Source organism: Microbacterium sp. zg-YB36, assembly GCF_024623575.2.
In the GTDB taxonomy this organism is placed as follows: Bacteria; Actinomycetota; Actinomycetes; order Actinomycetales; family Microbacteriaceae; genus Microbacterium.
The window spans coordinates 48,077-63,163 of the sequence record NZ_JANJFD020000012.1 but is presented as its reverse complement, the minus strand read 5'-3'; the positions used below and the strand labels follow the sequence as shown (position 1 = coordinate 63,163).

The 15,087-nt window shown below is 70.6% G+C and carries 16 protein-coding genes; 10 read left to right on the top strand and 6 right to left on the bottom strand.

Annotated elements, in window-relative coordinates:
- Positions 1–73 precede the first annotated feature (73 nt).
- Complete coding sequence (locus NQ151_RS15315; protein ID WP_257528620.1) at positions 74–1,225, top strand: N(5)-(carboxyethyl)ornithine synthase; 1,152 nt, start codon at positions 74–76, stop codon at positions 1,223–1,225.
- A gap of 30 nt (positions 1,226–1,255) precedes the next feature.
- Here the strand turns inward: NQ151_RS15315 and NQ151_RS15310 are convergent, their stop codons facing one another.
- Positions 1,256–1,441, bottom strand: coding sequence for a DUF5302 domain-containing protein (locus tag NQ151_RS15310; RefSeq protein ID WP_257510185.1), 186 nt, complete (start codon positions 1,439–1,441; stop codon positions 1,256–1,258).
- Between the two features lie 310 nt (positions 1,442–1,751).
- Between NQ151_RS15310 and NQ151_RS15305 the strand changes: the two genes are divergently transcribed.
- The 7 genes from NQ151_RS15305 to NQ151_RS15275 all read left to right on the top strand — a co-directional run bounded on the left by NQ151_RS15305 (position 1,752) and on the right by NQ151_RS15275 (position 10,662).
- A complete protein-coding gene (locus NQ151_RS15305) occupies positions 1,752–4,022 on the top strand; it encodes a polyribonucleotide nucleotidyltransferase (RefSeq protein WP_257510184.1) in 2,271 nt (756 codons plus the stop codon).
- A 253-nt stretch (positions 4,023–4,275) separates the two neighbouring features.
- On the top strand, positions 4,276–5,310 hold the full coding sequence (locus NQ151_RS15300) for an aldo/keto reductase (RefSeq protein WP_257510183.1): 1,035 nt from the start codon (positions 4,276–4,278) through the stop codon (positions 5,308–5,310).
- Between the two features lie 66 nt (positions 5,311–5,376).
- On the top strand, positions 5,377–5,976 hold the full coding sequence (locus NQ151_RS15295; protein WP_257510182.1) for a histidine phosphatase family protein: 600 nt from the start codon (positions 5,377–5,379) through the stop codon (positions 5,974–5,976).
- Positions 5,977–6,086: 110 nt separating this feature from the next.
- On the top strand, positions 6,087–7,058 hold the full coding sequence (locus NQ151_RS15290) for a hypothetical protein (RefSeq protein ID WP_257528619.1): 972 nt from the start codon (positions 6,087–6,089) through the stop codon (positions 7,056–7,058).
- A complete protein-coding gene (locus tag NQ151_RS15285) occupies positions 7,059–8,690 on the top strand; it encodes a hypothetical protein (RefSeq protein WP_257528618.1) in 1,632 nt (543 codons plus the stop codon). It begins immediately after the preceding gene.
- The gene (locus tag NQ151_RS15280) at positions 8,687–9,364 is read left to right on the top strand and encodes an ABC transporter ATP-binding protein (protein WP_257510179.1); all 678 of its coding nucleotides are present in this window, start codon (positions 8,687–8,689) and stop codon (positions 9,362–9,364) included. The genes NQ151_RS15285 and NQ151_RS15280 overlap by 4 nt, the downstream gene beginning before the upstream one ends.
- Positions 9,364–10,662, top strand: a complete 1,299-nt coding sequence (locus NQ151_RS15275; protein ID WP_257528617.1) for an ABC transporter permease — start codon at positions 9,364–9,366, stop codon at positions 10,660–10,662. Before NQ151_RS15280 ends, NQ151_RS15275 begins: the two co-directional genes overlap by 1 nt.
- A gap of 117 nt (positions 10,663–10,779) precedes the next feature.
- Here NQ151_RS15275 and NQ151_RS15270 read toward each other — a convergent pair whose 3' ends face one another.
- On the bottom strand, positions 10,780–11,250 hold the full coding sequence (locus NQ151_RS15270; RefSeq protein WP_257528616.1) for a GNAT family N-acetyltransferase: 471 nt from the start codon (positions 11,248–11,250) through the stop codon (positions 10,780–10,782).
- 31 nt (positions 11,251–11,281) lie between these two features.
- On the opposite strand from NQ151_RS15270, the gene dapB reads away from it, so the two are divergent.
- Together dapB and NQ151_RS15260 are read left to right on the top strand one after the other, a co-directional pair.
- Entirely contained in the window at positions 11,282–12,097 is an 816-nt protein-coding gene (gene dapB, locus NQ151_RS15265) for a 4-hydroxy-tetrahydrodipicolinate reductase (RefSeq protein WP_257528615.1), read from the top strand.
- The gene (locus tag NQ151_RS15260; RefSeq protein WP_257528614.1) at positions 12,094–12,567 is read left to right on the top strand and encodes a hypothetical protein; all 474 of its coding nucleotides are present in this window, start codon (positions 12,094–12,096) and stop codon (positions 12,565–12,567) included. The genes dapB and NQ151_RS15260 overlap by 4 nt, the downstream gene beginning before the upstream one ends.
- Here NQ151_RS15260 and NQ151_RS15255 read toward each other — a convergent pair.
- The 4 genes from NQ151_RS15255 to NQ151_RS15240 all read right to left on the bottom strand — a co-directional run bounded on the left by NQ151_RS15255 (position 12,564) and on the right by NQ151_RS15240 (position 15,003).
- Positions 12,564–13,475 (bottom strand): TIGR01777 family oxidoreductase, encoded by a 912-nt coding sequence (locus tag NQ151_RS15255; RefSeq protein WP_257528613.1) that lies wholly within the window; start codon positions 13,473–13,475, stop codon positions 12,564–12,566. The two genes, NQ151_RS15260 and NQ151_RS15255, sit on opposite strands and share 4 nt — an antisense overlap.
- On the bottom strand, positions 13,475–13,900 hold the full coding sequence (locus NQ151_RS15250; protein WP_257510173.1) for an OsmC family peroxiredoxin: 426 nt from the start codon (positions 13,898–13,900) through the stop codon (positions 13,475–13,477). Before NQ151_RS15250 ends, NQ151_RS15255 begins: the two co-directional genes overlap by 1 nt.
- Positions 13,901–13,985: 85 nt before the next feature.
- Complete coding sequence (locus NQ151_RS15245; protein ID WP_257528612.1) at positions 13,986–14,573, bottom strand: DUF4395 domain-containing protein; 588 nt, start codon at positions 14,571–14,573, stop codon at positions 13,986–13,988.
- Positions 14,566–15,003, bottom strand: coding sequence for a TlpA family protein disulfide reductase (locus NQ151_RS15240; RefSeq protein WP_257528611.1), 438 nt, complete (start codon positions 15,001–15,003; stop codon positions 14,566–14,568). Before NQ151_RS15240 ends, NQ151_RS15245 begins: the two co-directional genes overlap by 8 nt.
- Between the last annotated feature and the right edge of the window lie 84 nt (positions 15,004–15,087).

Sequence of the window (15,087 nt, the reverse complement as noted above, 5' to 3'; positions counted from 1 at the left end):
CCGGCGTCCGCGGTGCACTGATACCGTCGGGGCACGGAGTCCACCGGGCCCCCGCAACGGGACGAGGACGACCATGACCGCTCAGCATCCACTCACCCTCGGTGTCGTCGGCGCTTCACTCAAGCCGGACGAGCGACGGGTGCCGCTGCATCCAGGCCACCTGGAGCGCATCCCCGACCAGCTGCGCCCGCATGTGCTGCTGGAAACGGGCTACGGCGAGCGTTTCGGCGTCTCGGACGATCAGTTGCGCCCGCTCGTGGGCGGCGTGCTCGACCGTGCGGAGCTGTTCGCAGCCGCGGACGTGCTGCTGCTGCCCAAGCCGCAGCACGACGACCTGCGGCAGATGCGCGACGGCCAGATCCTCTGGGGCTGGCCGCACCTGGTGCAGGACGAGGTCATGACCCAGCTCGCCCTGGACAAGTCCCTCACGGTGATCGCGTTCGAGGCGATGAACCACTGGGGCAGCGACGGCACCTTCGGGCTGCACGTGTTCCACATGAACAACGAGATCGCCGGGTACTCTTCGGTGCTCCATGCCCTGCAGCTTTGCGGCTCCACCGGCGACTACGGGCGCCGGCTCACGGCGGTGGTGATCGGCTTCGGCGCCACCGCACGTGGCGCCGTCACAGCGCTGCGGGCGCACGGCGTGCACGACGTGCGGGTCCTCACCAACCGCGCGGCCGCGTCGGTGGCCGCGCCCATCCATGCCACGCAGATCATCCAGTTCGACCACGACGGGCCGTACGTGAGCGAAGTCATCACCGATGAGGGCCGGCTGCCGCTGGCGCCCTTCCTCGCGGAGAGCGACATCGTGGTCAACTGCACGCTGCAGGATCCCAACCGGCCGCTGCTGTACCTGCGGACCGAGGACCTCGCGGCGTTCCGCGCCGGAAGCCTGATCGTCGACGTGTCCTGCGACGAGGGCATGGGCTTCGAGTGGGCGCGGCCGACCGGCTTCGCCGACCCGATGTTCACCGTCGGCGGCAGCGTCAACTACTACGCGGTCGACCACAGCCCGTCGTACCTGTGGAACTCCGCGAGCTGGGAGATCAGCGAAGCGCTGCTCGGCTTCCTTCCCACCGTGATGGCCGGTCCGCACGCGTGGGCGCAGGACGAGACCATCTCGCGGGCGATCGAAGTCAGCGGCGGCGACGTGCGCAACCCTGCGATCCTTCAGTTCCAGCACCGGCTCACCGAGAAGCCGTACGCCGTCCAGCCCCGCTAGGGGGAGTCACCCCCGCTAGCGGGTCGCGGGTCACCCGCTCTTGCGGCGGAACTCGCGCTTCATCGAGGCGGGGCCGTGCGTGTCGTGCACGGCGGAATCGGCGTCGAGGTGAGCCTCGCCCTTGCGGTGCTGGGAGTTCTTCTTGTCCAGCGCCTCCTTGAACTTGCGCTTCATCTCCTCGGATGCCGCGTCGGGGGTCTTGTCAGGGGTACTCATGGGCTCCACCCTAAGCCGGGAATCCCGCCCTGGACCAGGCGTGTATGCGCACAGGGCGGCCTGGTAGGCTCGTGCAGGGTGCCCGTGTGGCATCCGCTCAATCGAATACTGAGCTGTGGAGCAGACCGGGCAGAGAGCTGGTCCCCTGTGGTGGGTTCCCGTCCGACGGACGGTGACCTTCGACTGGTGGCCAGCGTAGGCGGTCCTTGCGGATCATCATCCGCGCGCCCATATCTGCCTGTTCCTGCTCCTTCGAACGATCTCGTGCGCGAAACGCGCGTGCGAGTCTAAACAAAGAAGGAGAGACCTCTTGGAAGGTCCTGAAATCACTGCCGCCGAAGCCGTCCTCGACAATGGACGCTTCGGCACCCGCACCATCCGGTTCGAAACCGGCCGCCTCGCCCAGCAGGCGCAGGGCGCCGTCGCCGCCTACCTCGACGAGGAGACGATGCTCCTGTCGGCCACCAGCGCCGGCAAGCACCCTCGTGAGGGCTTCGACTTCTTCCCGCTGACCGTCGATGTCGAAGAGCGTTCGTATGCCGCGGGCAAGATCCCCGGCTCGTTCTTCCGCCGTGAGGGTCGCCCCTCCACCGACGCGATCCTCGTGTGCCGTCTCATCGACCGCCCGCTGCGTCCTTCGTTCGTCGAGGGCCTCCGCAATGAGGTGCAGATCGTCATCACGGTGCTCTCGATCGCCCCGGGCGAGTTCTACGACGCACTCGCGATCAACGCGGCATCCCTGTCGACCCAGATCTCGGGCCTGCCGTTCTCCGGCCCGATCGCCGGTGTCCGTCTCGCGCTCATGCCCGGTCACGGTGAGCACGGCGACCAGTGGATCGCGTTCCCCAAGGCCGAGCAGCTCGAAGAGGCCGTGTTCGACCTCATCGTCGCCGGCCGCGTGCTGCCCGACGGCGACGTCGCGATCATGATGGTCGAGGCCGAGGCCACCGAGAACAGCTGGAACCTCATCAAGGCCGGCGCCACCAAGCCCAGCGAAGAGGTCGTCGCGCAGGGTCTGGAGGCTTCGAAGCCCTTCATCAAGGAGCTCGTCGCCGCGCAGAACGTCGTGGCGAACACCGCCGCGAAGGAGATCAAGCAGTTCCCGGTCTTCCTGCCCTACAGCCAGGAGACCTACGACTTCGTCGCCGGTCGCGCCTACGACTCGCTCGTCCCGATCTACCAGATCGCCGACAAGCAGGAGCGTCAGAACGCCGACGACGAGCTGAAGGACCGCGTCAAGGCGGAACTGATCGCCGCGACCGAGGCGGGCGAGCTGCCCGCAGCTGCTCCGCTGGAGTTCTCGGCCGCGTACAAGTCGGTCACCAAGGCCATCGTTCGTGGCCGCATCCTCGCCGAGGGTGTGCGCATGGACGGCCGCGGTCTTGCCGACATCCGTCCGCTCGACGCGGAGGTGCAGGTCATCCCCCGCGTGCACGGTTCGGCGATCTTCCAGCGCGGCGAGACCCAGATCCTGGGTGTCACCACGCTGAACATGCTCAAGCTGGAGCAGCAGATCGACTCGCTGTCGCCCACGACGAGCAAGCGCTACATGCACCACTACAACTTCCCGCCCTACTCGACCGGTGAGACCGGCCGAGTCGGCAGCCCGAAGCGTCGCGAGATCGGGCACGGCTTCCTCGCCGAGCGCGCCCTCGCGCCGGTGCTGCCCAGCCGCGAGGAGTTCCCGTACGCGATCCGTCAGGTCTCCGAGGCGCTGAGCTCCAACGGCTCGACGTCGATGGGTTCGGTGTGTGCGTCCACGCTGTCGCTGCTGAACGCCGGTGTGCCGCTGCGTGCTCCCGTCGCCGGTATCGCGATGGGGCTCGTGACCGACCAGGTCGACGGTCAGACCCGCTACGCGGCGCTGACCGACATCCTCGGTGCCGAGGACGCCCTCGGTGACATGGACTTCAAGGTCGCCGGCACGAGCGAGTTCGTCACGGCGATCCAGCTCGACACGAAGCTCGACGGCATCCCGTCGTCGGTGCTCTCGGCCGCGCTGCAGCAGGCCAAGGACGCGCGTCTGACGATCCTGAACGTGCTCAACGCTGCGATCGACGGTCCGGACGAGATGGCCCCGACCGCCCCGCGCGTGATCAGCGTGCAGATCCCGGTCGACAAGATCGGCGAGCTGATCGGCCCGAAGGGCAAGACGATCAACGCGATCCAGGACGAGACCGGCGCGCAGATCTCCATCGAGGAGGACGGCACCGTCTACATCGGCGCAACCGACGGCCCCGCGGCCGAGGCTGCCCGTGCCCAGGTGAACGCGATCGCCAACCCCACCAACCCTGAGGTCGGCGAGCAGTTCCTCGGCACCGTCGTGAAGCTCGCCGCCTTCGGCGCCTTCATCTCGCTGCTTCCGGGCAAGGACGGTCTGCTGCACATCAGTGAGGTGCGCAAGCTCGCCGGTGGCAAGCGTGTCGAGAACGTCGAGGACGTGCTGGGTGTCGGGCAAAAGCTGCTCGTGCGCATCACGAAGATCGACGATCGCGGCAAGCTGTCCCTCGAGCCCGTCGTCGAGGAGGGCGCCGAGCAGGCTGCTCCCGCCGACGACGCCGAGGTCACGGTCGAAAGCTGAACCGCCGCTCGGTGATACCGAGCGCGTCGTCCGGATGCCCGTTCCCCCTTGTGGGGAGCGGGCATCCGCCGTTTGTCCCCCGAACGGTGGACACCCCGCCTACGGCGTGACCAGAACGTTATGGAAAGTTCACTCTCCGTGCACGGCGATGGCCGGTGGTGTCGGTGGCCTGCCTTAGCCTCGGAGGTAAGCGCCGGGGGCGTGGAAAAAATGGCTCGGCATCCGCTCTGCGGATCGCCTGAGGGGGTGCGTCATGGGTTTGTTCAGCGTCGGCTCGGCGAGTGCATCGCCGCGCCTTGCCAGCGAGCCTCGCGCACCCCATCCCTCAGCGCCGATCCCGGTGCAGGGCCCGCCGCTGGGGCGGGGCGTGCGTACCGTGCTCGGCGAATCCGGGCTGTCGGTGTTCCCGCTCATCGTCGGCGGCGCCGAGTTCGGGTGGCACGTCGACCTGGAATCCAGCCACGCGATCCTCGACGCCTACGTCGAGCTCGGTGGAAACGCCGTGCACACCTCCGACGCGCACTCCAGCGGTCGCAGTGAGCACATCATCGGGCAGTGGATCCACTCCCGTGGTTTGCGCGACGATCTCGTCGTCGCGGTGCGGATCGGCGCTCACCCCGACCACCCGGGACTCGGACCGGTCAACCTGGTGCGCGCGGTGGAATCCTCGCTCACGCGACTGCGCACCGATCGCATCGACATGCTCTACCTCGACGGCGACGCCGACGGCGGCGGCACCGCGCTGGAGGACGCGCTGGCGACGGTGGAGTGGCTGATCGAAGCAGGCAAGGTGCGCGCCCTCGGCGTCTTCGGGTTCACCGCACCCCAGCTGGTCGAGGCGCGCATCCTGTCATCGGCGGGCCTGCCGCGCGTGACCGCACTCGATGTGCCGTACAACCTGCTGCGTCGCGACGAGTTCGAGGGGGACCTGCGCCTGGTCGCCGGAGCCCAGGGCATCGCGGTGACCCCGTCGCAGGCGCTGGCCCACGGATTCCTCTCCGGGCGTCACCGCTCGCGGGCGCGCGCCGGAGCGTCGGTGCGCGGTGCACAGCTGGCCGCAAGCATGAACCGGCGCGGCACCCGGATGCTGCGGGCGGTCGACGCGCTGGGCACCGAACTGGGCGTATCGGATGCCGCGGTGGCGCTGGCGTGGCTGCTCGCACAGAAGACCGTGGTCGCGCCCATCGTCAACGTCTACTCGCCGACCCACGTCGAGGAGCTGGTGCAGGGCGTCGGGGTCAAACTCGGCCGTAGCCAGCTGGCAGAACTTGCTCGCGCCGCCGGGTGATCCGGGCCCTTGACATAGGCTGGGGCGGTGCGCCCCGGCACGGACCCCCGATGAAGTGAGCCCAGTGTGACGCAGTATCTGTACCTCGTGCGGCACGGAGAGCATCTCGATGCCGAACACGGCATCGATGACGGACCGCTGTCCCCGCGCGGCCAGCGGCAGGCGGCGCTATTGGCGGACCGGCTCTCCGGCGTGCCGCTGACCGCGGTGTGGCACTCGCCGCTCGAGCGGGCCGCCGAAACCGCCCGTGCCGTCGCCGACCGGCTGCCGGCGGTCTCGCCGCGGCCCAACGCGCTGCTGTTCGACTGCGTCCCCACCGGCATGTCCGACGACACCCCGGCGGTGTACGAATCGTTCTTCGGCGCGTACACCGAGGCCGAGATCGAGGCGGGCAGCGCGCAGATGGCCGATGCCGTGGGTGAGTTCCTCCGCCGCAAGCCCGGTGCGCACGAGCTGATCATCACCCATAACTTCGTCATCGCGTGGTTCGTGCGCGAAGTGCTGCAGATGCCGCAGTGGCGCTGGCTCACCCTGAACCAGGCGCATTGCGGGCTCACGGTGGTCGCGCAGCGCCCCGGACGGCCGTGGACCCTCATCTCGCACAACGACCTCGGTCACCTGCCGGTGGAACTGCGCACCGGTCTGCCGGAGCTGCCCCCGGTCTGACCAGACACGCCGGCGGAATCATCCTCCCGGTGGATGCGGCGGTTCACAGGTATCCCATAGCCTGACCGGATAAGGGCGGTCGTCGGCCGCGTCGGAGTCTGGGGAGGACCATGAACCGCCACACTGTGGGCGCCGCCGTCGGTGCCGCCGTCCTGCTGGTCGCACTCACGGGGTGCGGCGATCCCGAAGCAGACCCGGGCGCGGACGAGGAGCTGTCACCGCTGAACGCGTACCTCGCCGCTGCCTGGGGCGGGGATCTCAGCGAAGAAGAGCAACAGGAACGCTTCGAGAAGGAGCACGTCCAGCGCGAGGAGCTCGTGGCGCAGTGCATGACCGAGGACGGGTTCGAGTACATCCCCGCCCCCAACACCGGCTCCATCTCCTTCGAGTCGGACATGGTCTGGGAGCCCGACTCGCGGGAGTGGGTCGCGCAGTACGGCTACGGGATGATCACTTACCCCGGCCAGGACCAGCCGGCCGAACCGGACGAGGAGTACGTCGACCCCAACCAGGACTACGTCATGAGTCTGTCGGAGTCGGAGCAGGCTGCGTATTACGAGGCGTTGTACGGCCCCGGGGTGCCCGAAGAGGAGATGGCCGAGGACGGTTCGTACGAGTGGGACTGGACGACGGCCGGATGCCACGGCTGGGCGCAGCACGAGATTGACGGGGAGAACCCGACCACCTCCGACGAGCACCAGCCGCTGATGGATGCCATCAACGAGTTCTATACCGACATGCAGAACGACCCCGCACTGGCAGACCTCAACGCCGAGTGGGCCGCGTGCATGGATGAGGGGGGATACCCGGGATTCACCGCGCAGACCGATGCGCAGACATCGATCAGCGACGAGCTGAACGCCTACTACGAGGGTCAGACCGAGTGGATCGAGGACGACCCGAAGCTCGCCGAACTGGGCGAGCGCGAGATCGAGCTGGCGCTGGTCGACCTGGACTGCCGCGAGAAGACCGACTTCCGGGACAACCAGGCTGAGATCAATGCGACGCTGGAGGAAGAGTTCATCGCCGATCACCAGGCAGAACTGGACGCGTTCAAGGCCGCAGCCGAGCAGGGGCGATAGGTGACCCGCCGCGACGCGCGGGTCTTCGACGAGCTGCTTCCGGCCGGTGACGCGGAAGCGTCGACCGATCCCGTCGCGGGGGCAGCGCCGGATCCGGCGGTAGAGACCGCTGCCCTCAGCCGGGTGCAGGGCTGGCGGCGCGTGTTCCGCACCAACCGCGTGCTGTGGATCATCGCCGCGGCGGCGGTCGTGAGCCTGGTCGCGGGACTGCTGGTCGGCCGGTTCGTGCTGTCGCCGGCCGATGCGGCGTCGCTGACCGACCCGCCCGCGCCCGGTCTGATCACCGTGGCCATGGAGCGCGGCATCCTGAGCAACGACGTCACCATTCGCGGGGACGTGGGTTACGCAGACTCGGTCGAGGTCACGATCGACACCGCCGCGCTCGGTGGTCCCGCCGTGGTCACCGGCAGCGTGCCCGAGCCAGGCGCGACGCTCACGCCGCTGTCGGTGGCGCTGGAGGTCGCCGGCCGGCCGGTCATCGTGCTGCCCGGCGACCTGCCCGCCTATCGCACGCTCGTGTACGGCCTCACCGGTCCCGACGTGGTGCAGTTCAAGGAGGCGATGCGCCAGGTGGGCATCGACGCCGGCGACCCCGCATCGGACCGCTTCGACGAGACCGCTGCGGCTGCCGTGACCGCGCTGTACACCCAGATCGGCTACCCCGCGCCGGCGGCGGATCCCGGTGCGGCCGACGCGGTGCGTGCCGCGCAGGAAGGCGTGAGCGCCGCGGAGCAGGCGCTCGCCGCCGCGCGGGCCGATCTCGGGCAGGCCGCCGGCGGCGCCTCCGCGGTCGAGATCCGCGCCGCCGACAACGCCGTCAACAGCGCTCAGCGTGCGCTCGACGTACGACGAGGCCAGCCCCCCGGAGATCCCGCGGAGGTGCCGGCGTGGCAGGCCGAGCTTTCCGACCTGCAGGACGCACTGGAGCTGCGGCAGCTGGAACGGCGCCAGCTGGATGCCGCTCCCGACACCAGCGGGCAGCGCGGAGCCGTCGAAGCGGCCAACCGCCAGCTCGCCGACGCGCGCGACGGCCTCGCCCGGGCGCGGGATCAGGCGCTGCCGGCGCTCCCGGCAGGCGAGGTGCTGTATCTGGGGGATCTGCCCCGTCGCGTCGACGCCGTCAACGTGGCGCGCGGCCAGGTGCTGCAGGGTGCGGCGATGATCGTGTCGGGTGCGACGATCACCGTGACCGGCAGCGCGGCCCCCGCGGACGCGGCGTTGCTGACCGTCGGGGGCGAGGCGACGTTCGAGCTGCCCGACGGCACCCCGCACCGCGCGGTGATCTCCGCCCTCACACCCGGGCCGACCCAGGGTGACCGCTGGGAGATCGCCCTGCAGCCCGACGAGCTCACGACCGAGCAGGCGATGCAACTGCAGGGCAGCAATGTGCGCGTGTCGCTGCCGGTGGGTGCGACCGCCGGCGAGGTGCTGTTCGCTCCGCTCGCCGCGCTCACTGCGGGCCCGGGCGGTGAGGCCCGCGTCGAGGTCGTCGAGGGCGATCCCCGCGACGGCGCCGACGCGGTCACCCGGCTGGTGGCCGTGGAGACCGGACTGGCAGCCGGGGGATCGGTGGAGATCGTGTCGGCCGACGGCGCACTGAGCGAGGGCGACCTCGTGGTGGTCGGCCGGTGACCCAGGCGCTGCTCGAACTGCACGATGTCACGCGGTCGTTCCCCGGGCCTCCGGAGGTGCAGGCGCTGAAGGGCGTGAACCTGCGGGTGGACCGCGGCGACTACGTGTCGATCGTCGGTTCCAGCGGCTCGGGCAAGTCGACGATGCTCAACATCCTGGGGTTGCTGGACCGCCCGAGCGTCGGGGAGTACCGCATCGACGGCGTCGTCACCGGCACGCTCACGGAGAACGAGCGCGCCGCCGTGCGCGCTCGCCGCATCGGTTTCGTCTTCCAGTCCTTCCACCTCATGCCCAGGCGCACCGTGCTGGACAACGTGCTCATGCCGATGCTGTACAGCGGGGTACCCCGCGGCGAACGGGAACACCGCGCCCGCCGCACGCTGGAGCGGGTGGGGTTGAGTCACCGCACGGAGTTCCTGCCCACGACCCTTTCGGGCGGGGAGCGGCAGCGCGTCGCCGTCGCGAGGGCCGTGGTGAGCACGCCCAGCGTGCTGTTGGCCGACGAACCCACCGGGAACCTCGATGCCGCGACGTCGGAAGAGGTCATGGCGCTGTTCGACGACCTCCGCGCCGACGGGCTCACGCTCGTGGTGATCACCCACGATGCCGCGGTGGCAGCACTCGCCGATCGTCGCGTGCGCATCGCGGACGGCCGCCTGACGGAGGAAGCCTGATGGTCCGCTGGTTCCGGCGGCGCCGCGCCGCGGCATCCGCCCCCCTCGCATCGCACGATCTCGTGACGCAGGTGCCGCGGGCCGACCGGTACACGGCGGCGGATCTGCTGGTTGAGGCCACCGCCGACATCGGGTCGCGTCCCGGACGGCTCGCCATGACCCTCGTGGGAACCGTGCTCGGCATCGGCGCGCTGGTCGCCACGATCGGCTTCTCGCAAACCGCCGCACACCAGATCGCCCGGCAGTTCGACGCCGTCAAGGCGACGCAGGTCGTCGTCGCCCCCGGTGAGGCGCGCACCTCCTCCGGCGGCAGCGCGGCGACCACACGGCTGCCGTGGGACGGTGTGGACCGCGTCGTGCGGCTGGTCGGAGTGGAGGCGGCCACCCTCATCGCCGACGTGTCGCTGGGCACCGACACCATCACGGCCGTGCCGGTCAACGACCCGTCGGCGCCGGCGACGGCCTCGCCGGATCTCATCGCCTCGACACCCGGTCTGCTCGACGTGCTGGGCGGACATCTCGTCACCGGGCGGATGTTCGACGCCGGCCATGACGAGCGCGCGGACCGCGTCGTCGTGCTCGGCGCCGGTGCCGCCGAACGGCTCGGCATCAACCGGGTCGACAGTCAGCCGTCGGTGTTCATCGGCGGGGTGCCCTACGCCGTGCTCGGCGTGTTCGACGGCGTCCAGGCGCGCGGCGACCTGCTCGACGCGGTCGTCGTCCCCATGCGCACCGCCCGCCATGAGCGCGCGCTGGGCGCTCCCGGCCAGATGCAGATCCGCATCGTCATGGGCACCGGCCCGCAGGTCGGGGAGCAGTCGGCGATCGCGCTGTCGCCGGATGCGCCGGAGAACCTCGAGGTCTCCGCGCCTTCGGCCCGCTCCGACCTCGGCGATTCGGTCAGCGCCGACGTCAACGTGGTGTTCCTCGTCCTCGGGGGCATCGTGCTCCTGGCCGGCGCGCTGGGCATCGCGAACGTCACCATGCTCAACGTCATCGAGCGGGTGCCGGAGATCGGGCTGCGCCGCGCGCTGGGGTCGACCGGGCGTCAGATCGCGTCGCAGTTCGTCGTGGAGTCGATCATCATCGGGTTGCTGGGCGGGCTGCTGGGCGCCGCCCTGGCGGTGCTGTCGGTGGTGGGTTTCGCCGCGGTGCAGCAGTGGACCCCGGTGGTCAACCCTTGGATCGCGGTGGGTGGCGCGGTGCTCGGCGCCGTGGTGGGGCTGGTCGCCGGTTGGTTCCCGGCGCGACGGGCGTCGCGGATCGAGCCGGTCACCGCGCTGCGCGGCGGGAGCTGAGCCTGCGCCGCTGCCGCCGAGTGAGTATTCGTCACGCCGAGTGAGTATTCGTCACCCCGAGTGAGTATTCGTCCGTGAGCTGCGGCATCCGTCCGGCGTCTTGGGCTGTGCCGAGGGCTACAGCACCTTTCCGTACCAGCGCGTCGCGTTGGGGTTGTCGTTGTAGGGCTCGATCGCCTGGAAACCGGATGCCGCGTACAGCCGTCCCGCGGGTTCGAGCGTGTGGTGGGTGTCGAGGACGAGTTCGCCCGCTCCCCACTCCCGCGCCCTCGCCTCGAGCCCGGCCAGCAGCACCCGCCCCCAGCCGCGGCCACGCGTCTCGGGTCGCAGGAACAGGTGCTTCACCTCATAGCGCCGGCCGTGGGGACCGTCGGGGATGAGACGGATGCCACCGCAGCCGACCGCTCGACCGTCGTCGTCGTCCAGCGCCAGCAGGAACACTCCCGCCGGGGGCGTGAACGTATTCACTTCGGGGAATACGGTGCGATACGCCTGCTCGGGGAAGCCCTCGGCCCGCATCCCGAAGTACTCGGTCAGCAGCTCTCGCGCGGTGGGATCGTCGACGGGCGCGGGACGCAGGCTCACCATGGCTTCGAGCGTAGCCCCGTAGGCTGGAGCCATGACGACACGCGTGGCCATCGTGGGCGGGACCGGCAAGCTCGGCAGCATCGTCCGCGACGTGGTGGCCGACCTGGACGACTTCGAACTGGTGGCTTCACTGTCGTCGTCGAGCGATCTGGCCGAGATGGATGCCGCCGACCTGGTCGTTGACACCTCGACCCCGGCCGTCTCGATCGACGCCGTGCGCCACGCCATCGAGCAGGGCAAGCAGCTGCTGATCGGCACCTCGGGCTGGTCGGCCGAGCGCATCGCACTGGTGCGCCCGCTCGTGCATCAAGCCGGCACCGGCGCGGTGTTCATCCCGAACTTCTCGCTCGGCTCCGTGCTCGGCTCGGCGCTGGCGGCGGCATCGGCCCCGTTCTTCCCCTCGATCGAGATCATCGAGGCGCACCGCGAGACCAAGGTCGACTCGCCCAGCGGCACCGCAGTGCGTACCGCCGAGCTCATCGCCGCCGGCCGCGCCGCCGTCGGCCCGGTCGAGTCTCCCTACGTCGACCAGCGGGCGCGCGGCCAGCAGGTCGCGAGCGTGCCGATCCATTCGCTCCGCCGCCCCGGCGTGGTCGCCCGTCAGGAGACGATCCTGTCGGGTCCGGGGGAGTCGCTGTCGATCGTGCACGACACGATCGATCCGGCGCGCGCCTACGCGCCCGGCATCCGGCTGGCGCTGCAGGCTGCCCGTGACGCCCGCGGTGTCACGGTGGGGCTGGACAGCTTCCTCGACATCGGGTTGCGCGTCCCTGGGCCCGAGCCGACCGGCAAGCCGGTCGACGAGGGCGGCGTACCGGGCCAGGTCGCTCGCACCACCGGCGCATGAGCACCCGCATCGGCGTCGCCGTGATGGCGACGATGCTCGCGCTGTACATCGCGCTGGTCGCCCACCGCGGCTGGCTACTGCTGACCAGCGGCGAGCCGGTGGGCATCGCCATGGGCGTCGCGCTGTTCGTGCTGCCGCTCCTGGCGGCATGGGCGCTGGGGCGTGAACTGTGGTTCGGCATCCGCGCGCAGCAGGTGGGGCGGCGGCTCGAGGCCGAAGGCGCCATCCCGACCGAGGCCGTCGCGACCCGTCCCAGCGGTCGTCCGCTGCGGGAGGATGCCGATGCCCTCTTCCCCGCGTACCGCGCCGCCGTGGAGGCCGCTCCCGACGACTGGCGTGCCTGGTATCGGCTGGGTCTGGCCTACGACGGCGCCGGCGACCGCCGTCGCGCCCGTGGCGCGGTGCGGCGGGCTATCGCGCTGGAGCGCAGGGACCGCAGGGAGCGCGCCGAGCGGGCCGAGCAGGGCTAAACCGCCAGCGCCGCCGCGACCGCCGCCTCGACGGTGGGGTGGTCGAAGGTGAATCCGGTGCGCTGCAGCACCTCGGGCACGACGTGCGCATCGGTCGTCAGCAGCGCCTCGGTCGCGTCGCGGCCCAGCACCAGCCGCAGTGCCCAGACCGGCGCGCGCAGCACGTAGGGGCGGTTCATCTGCACCGCCAGGGCGAAGCCGAGGTCGTTCGCCGTGGCCCGCTGCGGGCCGACCAGGTTGACCGGTCCCTCGATGTCGCCGGTGATGACGTGCCTGATCGCGCGCACCTGATCGTCCAGGGAGATCCACGGCCACACCTGCGTGCCGCGGCCGATGGGCCCGGCCAGCCCCGCCCGGGTGAGCAGCATGAGGGGCTTCAGGACCCCGTCGCGGTGGACCACCGGTGCGGTGCGCAGTACGGCGACGCGCGCGCGGTCGCCGGCGGCGAACGCCGCGGACTCCCACTCGCCGCACAGGTCCGCCAGGAACGTTTCGCCGCGGCCGGAATGCTCGGTCAGCGGTGTGCCGGGCGCCGAGCCGTAGTAGCCGACCGCCGATGCCGACACGAACGCCGGTGCGTCGTCGCCGAGGGCGCGCACGGCCGAAGCGAGGGCCTGCGTCGGGGTGATGCGCGACCACAGCAGTTCGTGCCGGTACGACGCCGTCCAGGGGAACCGGCCGATGCTCGCGCCGTTGAGACCCACGACGGCGTCCGCGCCCGCGAGCACCGCGGGATCCAGCGGCCGGTCGTCACGGAGCCAGGTCACCTCATCGGGTGCGGTCGGCTCGTGCCGCACGAGCGTGGTGACACCGATGCCGTCGGCGCGCAGCGATCGGGCGAGGGCGCGGCCGATCAGGCCGGAGGCGCCGGCGAGCACCACACGCCGCGGCATCGGTTGGTCCGTCATCAGGCGAGGGTCGCCTCGAGGGTGATCTCGATGCCGGCGAGGGCGGCCGAGACGGGGCAGCCGGTCTTGGCTTCTTCGGCCAGCCGGGCGAAGTCCTCCGGAGACAGGCCCGGCACGGTGGCGTTGACGTTGAGGTGGCTGCCGGTGATGCCCTTGCCGGGGACGAACGTGACCGACGCGGTCGTCTCGATCTGCTCCGGCGGGGTGCCGTTCTCGGCGAGGGCCAGGGAGAAGGCCATGCTGAAGCACGCCGAATGCGCGGCGGCGATGAGCTCCTCCGGTGTCGTCACCGACGACGATCCTTCGCTGCGGGCCTTCCAGTTCACTGCGAACGGGCCCTGGTTGGAGCTTTCCAGTGCGGTCTCGCCGGAGCCTTCGAACAGGCTGCCCTTCCACGTGGTGCTGGCTTCGCTCGTGACGCTCATGCTGGTCCTCCCGGTCCGGGGCGCGGGTGCGCTTCCGGTGCGAGCCTAACCGGGTGGATGCCGCGGCGAAACGCCGCAGGCCCGCTCAGGCCGCGGTGGGGCGGGCGCGACCGACCAGGCCGATCCGCTGCAGCAGCAGGTACAGCCGGCACCCGAGGCACAGCCCGAACACGGCGTTGAGGAAGGCCGCCATGAACGCCATCGCCGCCGCGATCGGCAGCGCCCAGGGGACCCCTGCCAGGTGCAGCGCGAGCCCGACGACGCTGACGAACAGGCCGACGCCCTGCGCGAACCGGGGCGGGCGGGGGTCTTCCAGGTCGGTCGGCGGCGCCAGTCGAGCCTGGATGAACCGGCGGTACAGCACGCCCCAGGGTGCGGTGCGCGGGGAGAGCACGCCCCACAGGAACAGCAATGCCACGACGAGCAGGGCGAGGAAGCCGGGGTCGAGGGCGCGCTGCGCGAGCGAGGCGGAGGAGACGGTCCAGCCCTGGGGCAGGAACACCTCGTCGGCGAGCGGCTGATAGGCGAACCAGCCGAAGGGGCCGCGCGCCGTGGAGATGCTGACCAGGCTCAGCAGCACCGTCCCCAGCAGCAGCACGGAGGTGATGCCGGCGGCGAACCGGGGGCCGCGCGGGTCGATGCCGCGCGGCGCGGCATCCGCCTGTTCAGGCACGCGCCGACGATCCGGTCAGCCGAGCCAGTTCCAGCTCGACCACGCGGCGGTTGGGAACCCCGCCGAAACGGGTCTGGATGACCCCGTCGCCGTCCAGGATGAGGGTCGTCGGGGTCTGCAGGATCTGGAAGTGCTTGGCGATGTCGGGCCGGTGCGTGAGATCGACATCCAGGTGCAGCACGCCGTCGCGGTCTTCGGCGAGGGCGGACAGCACCCGGTGCACGCCGGGGCAGCGCGCGCACAGCTCGGTGCTGAACTGCAGCAGCGTCGCGGTGTCGCCCAGCCGCTCGGCGCCGAGGCGCTGCGGATCGACGACTTCGTTGGGAATCTGCCGCTGCGGCCGGCCCTGTCGCCACCGTGCGAAAGCGCCAACGCCCAGCGTCACCGCGAGCAGCGCGGTGAGCACATAGACAGCATCGACGAGGTTCACCACGGCCCAGGCTAACGGGTGGCTCTGGACGAAGAGCAACAATGACGATTGTGACGGCGCGGCGACGCACCCTGCGGGCCCGCG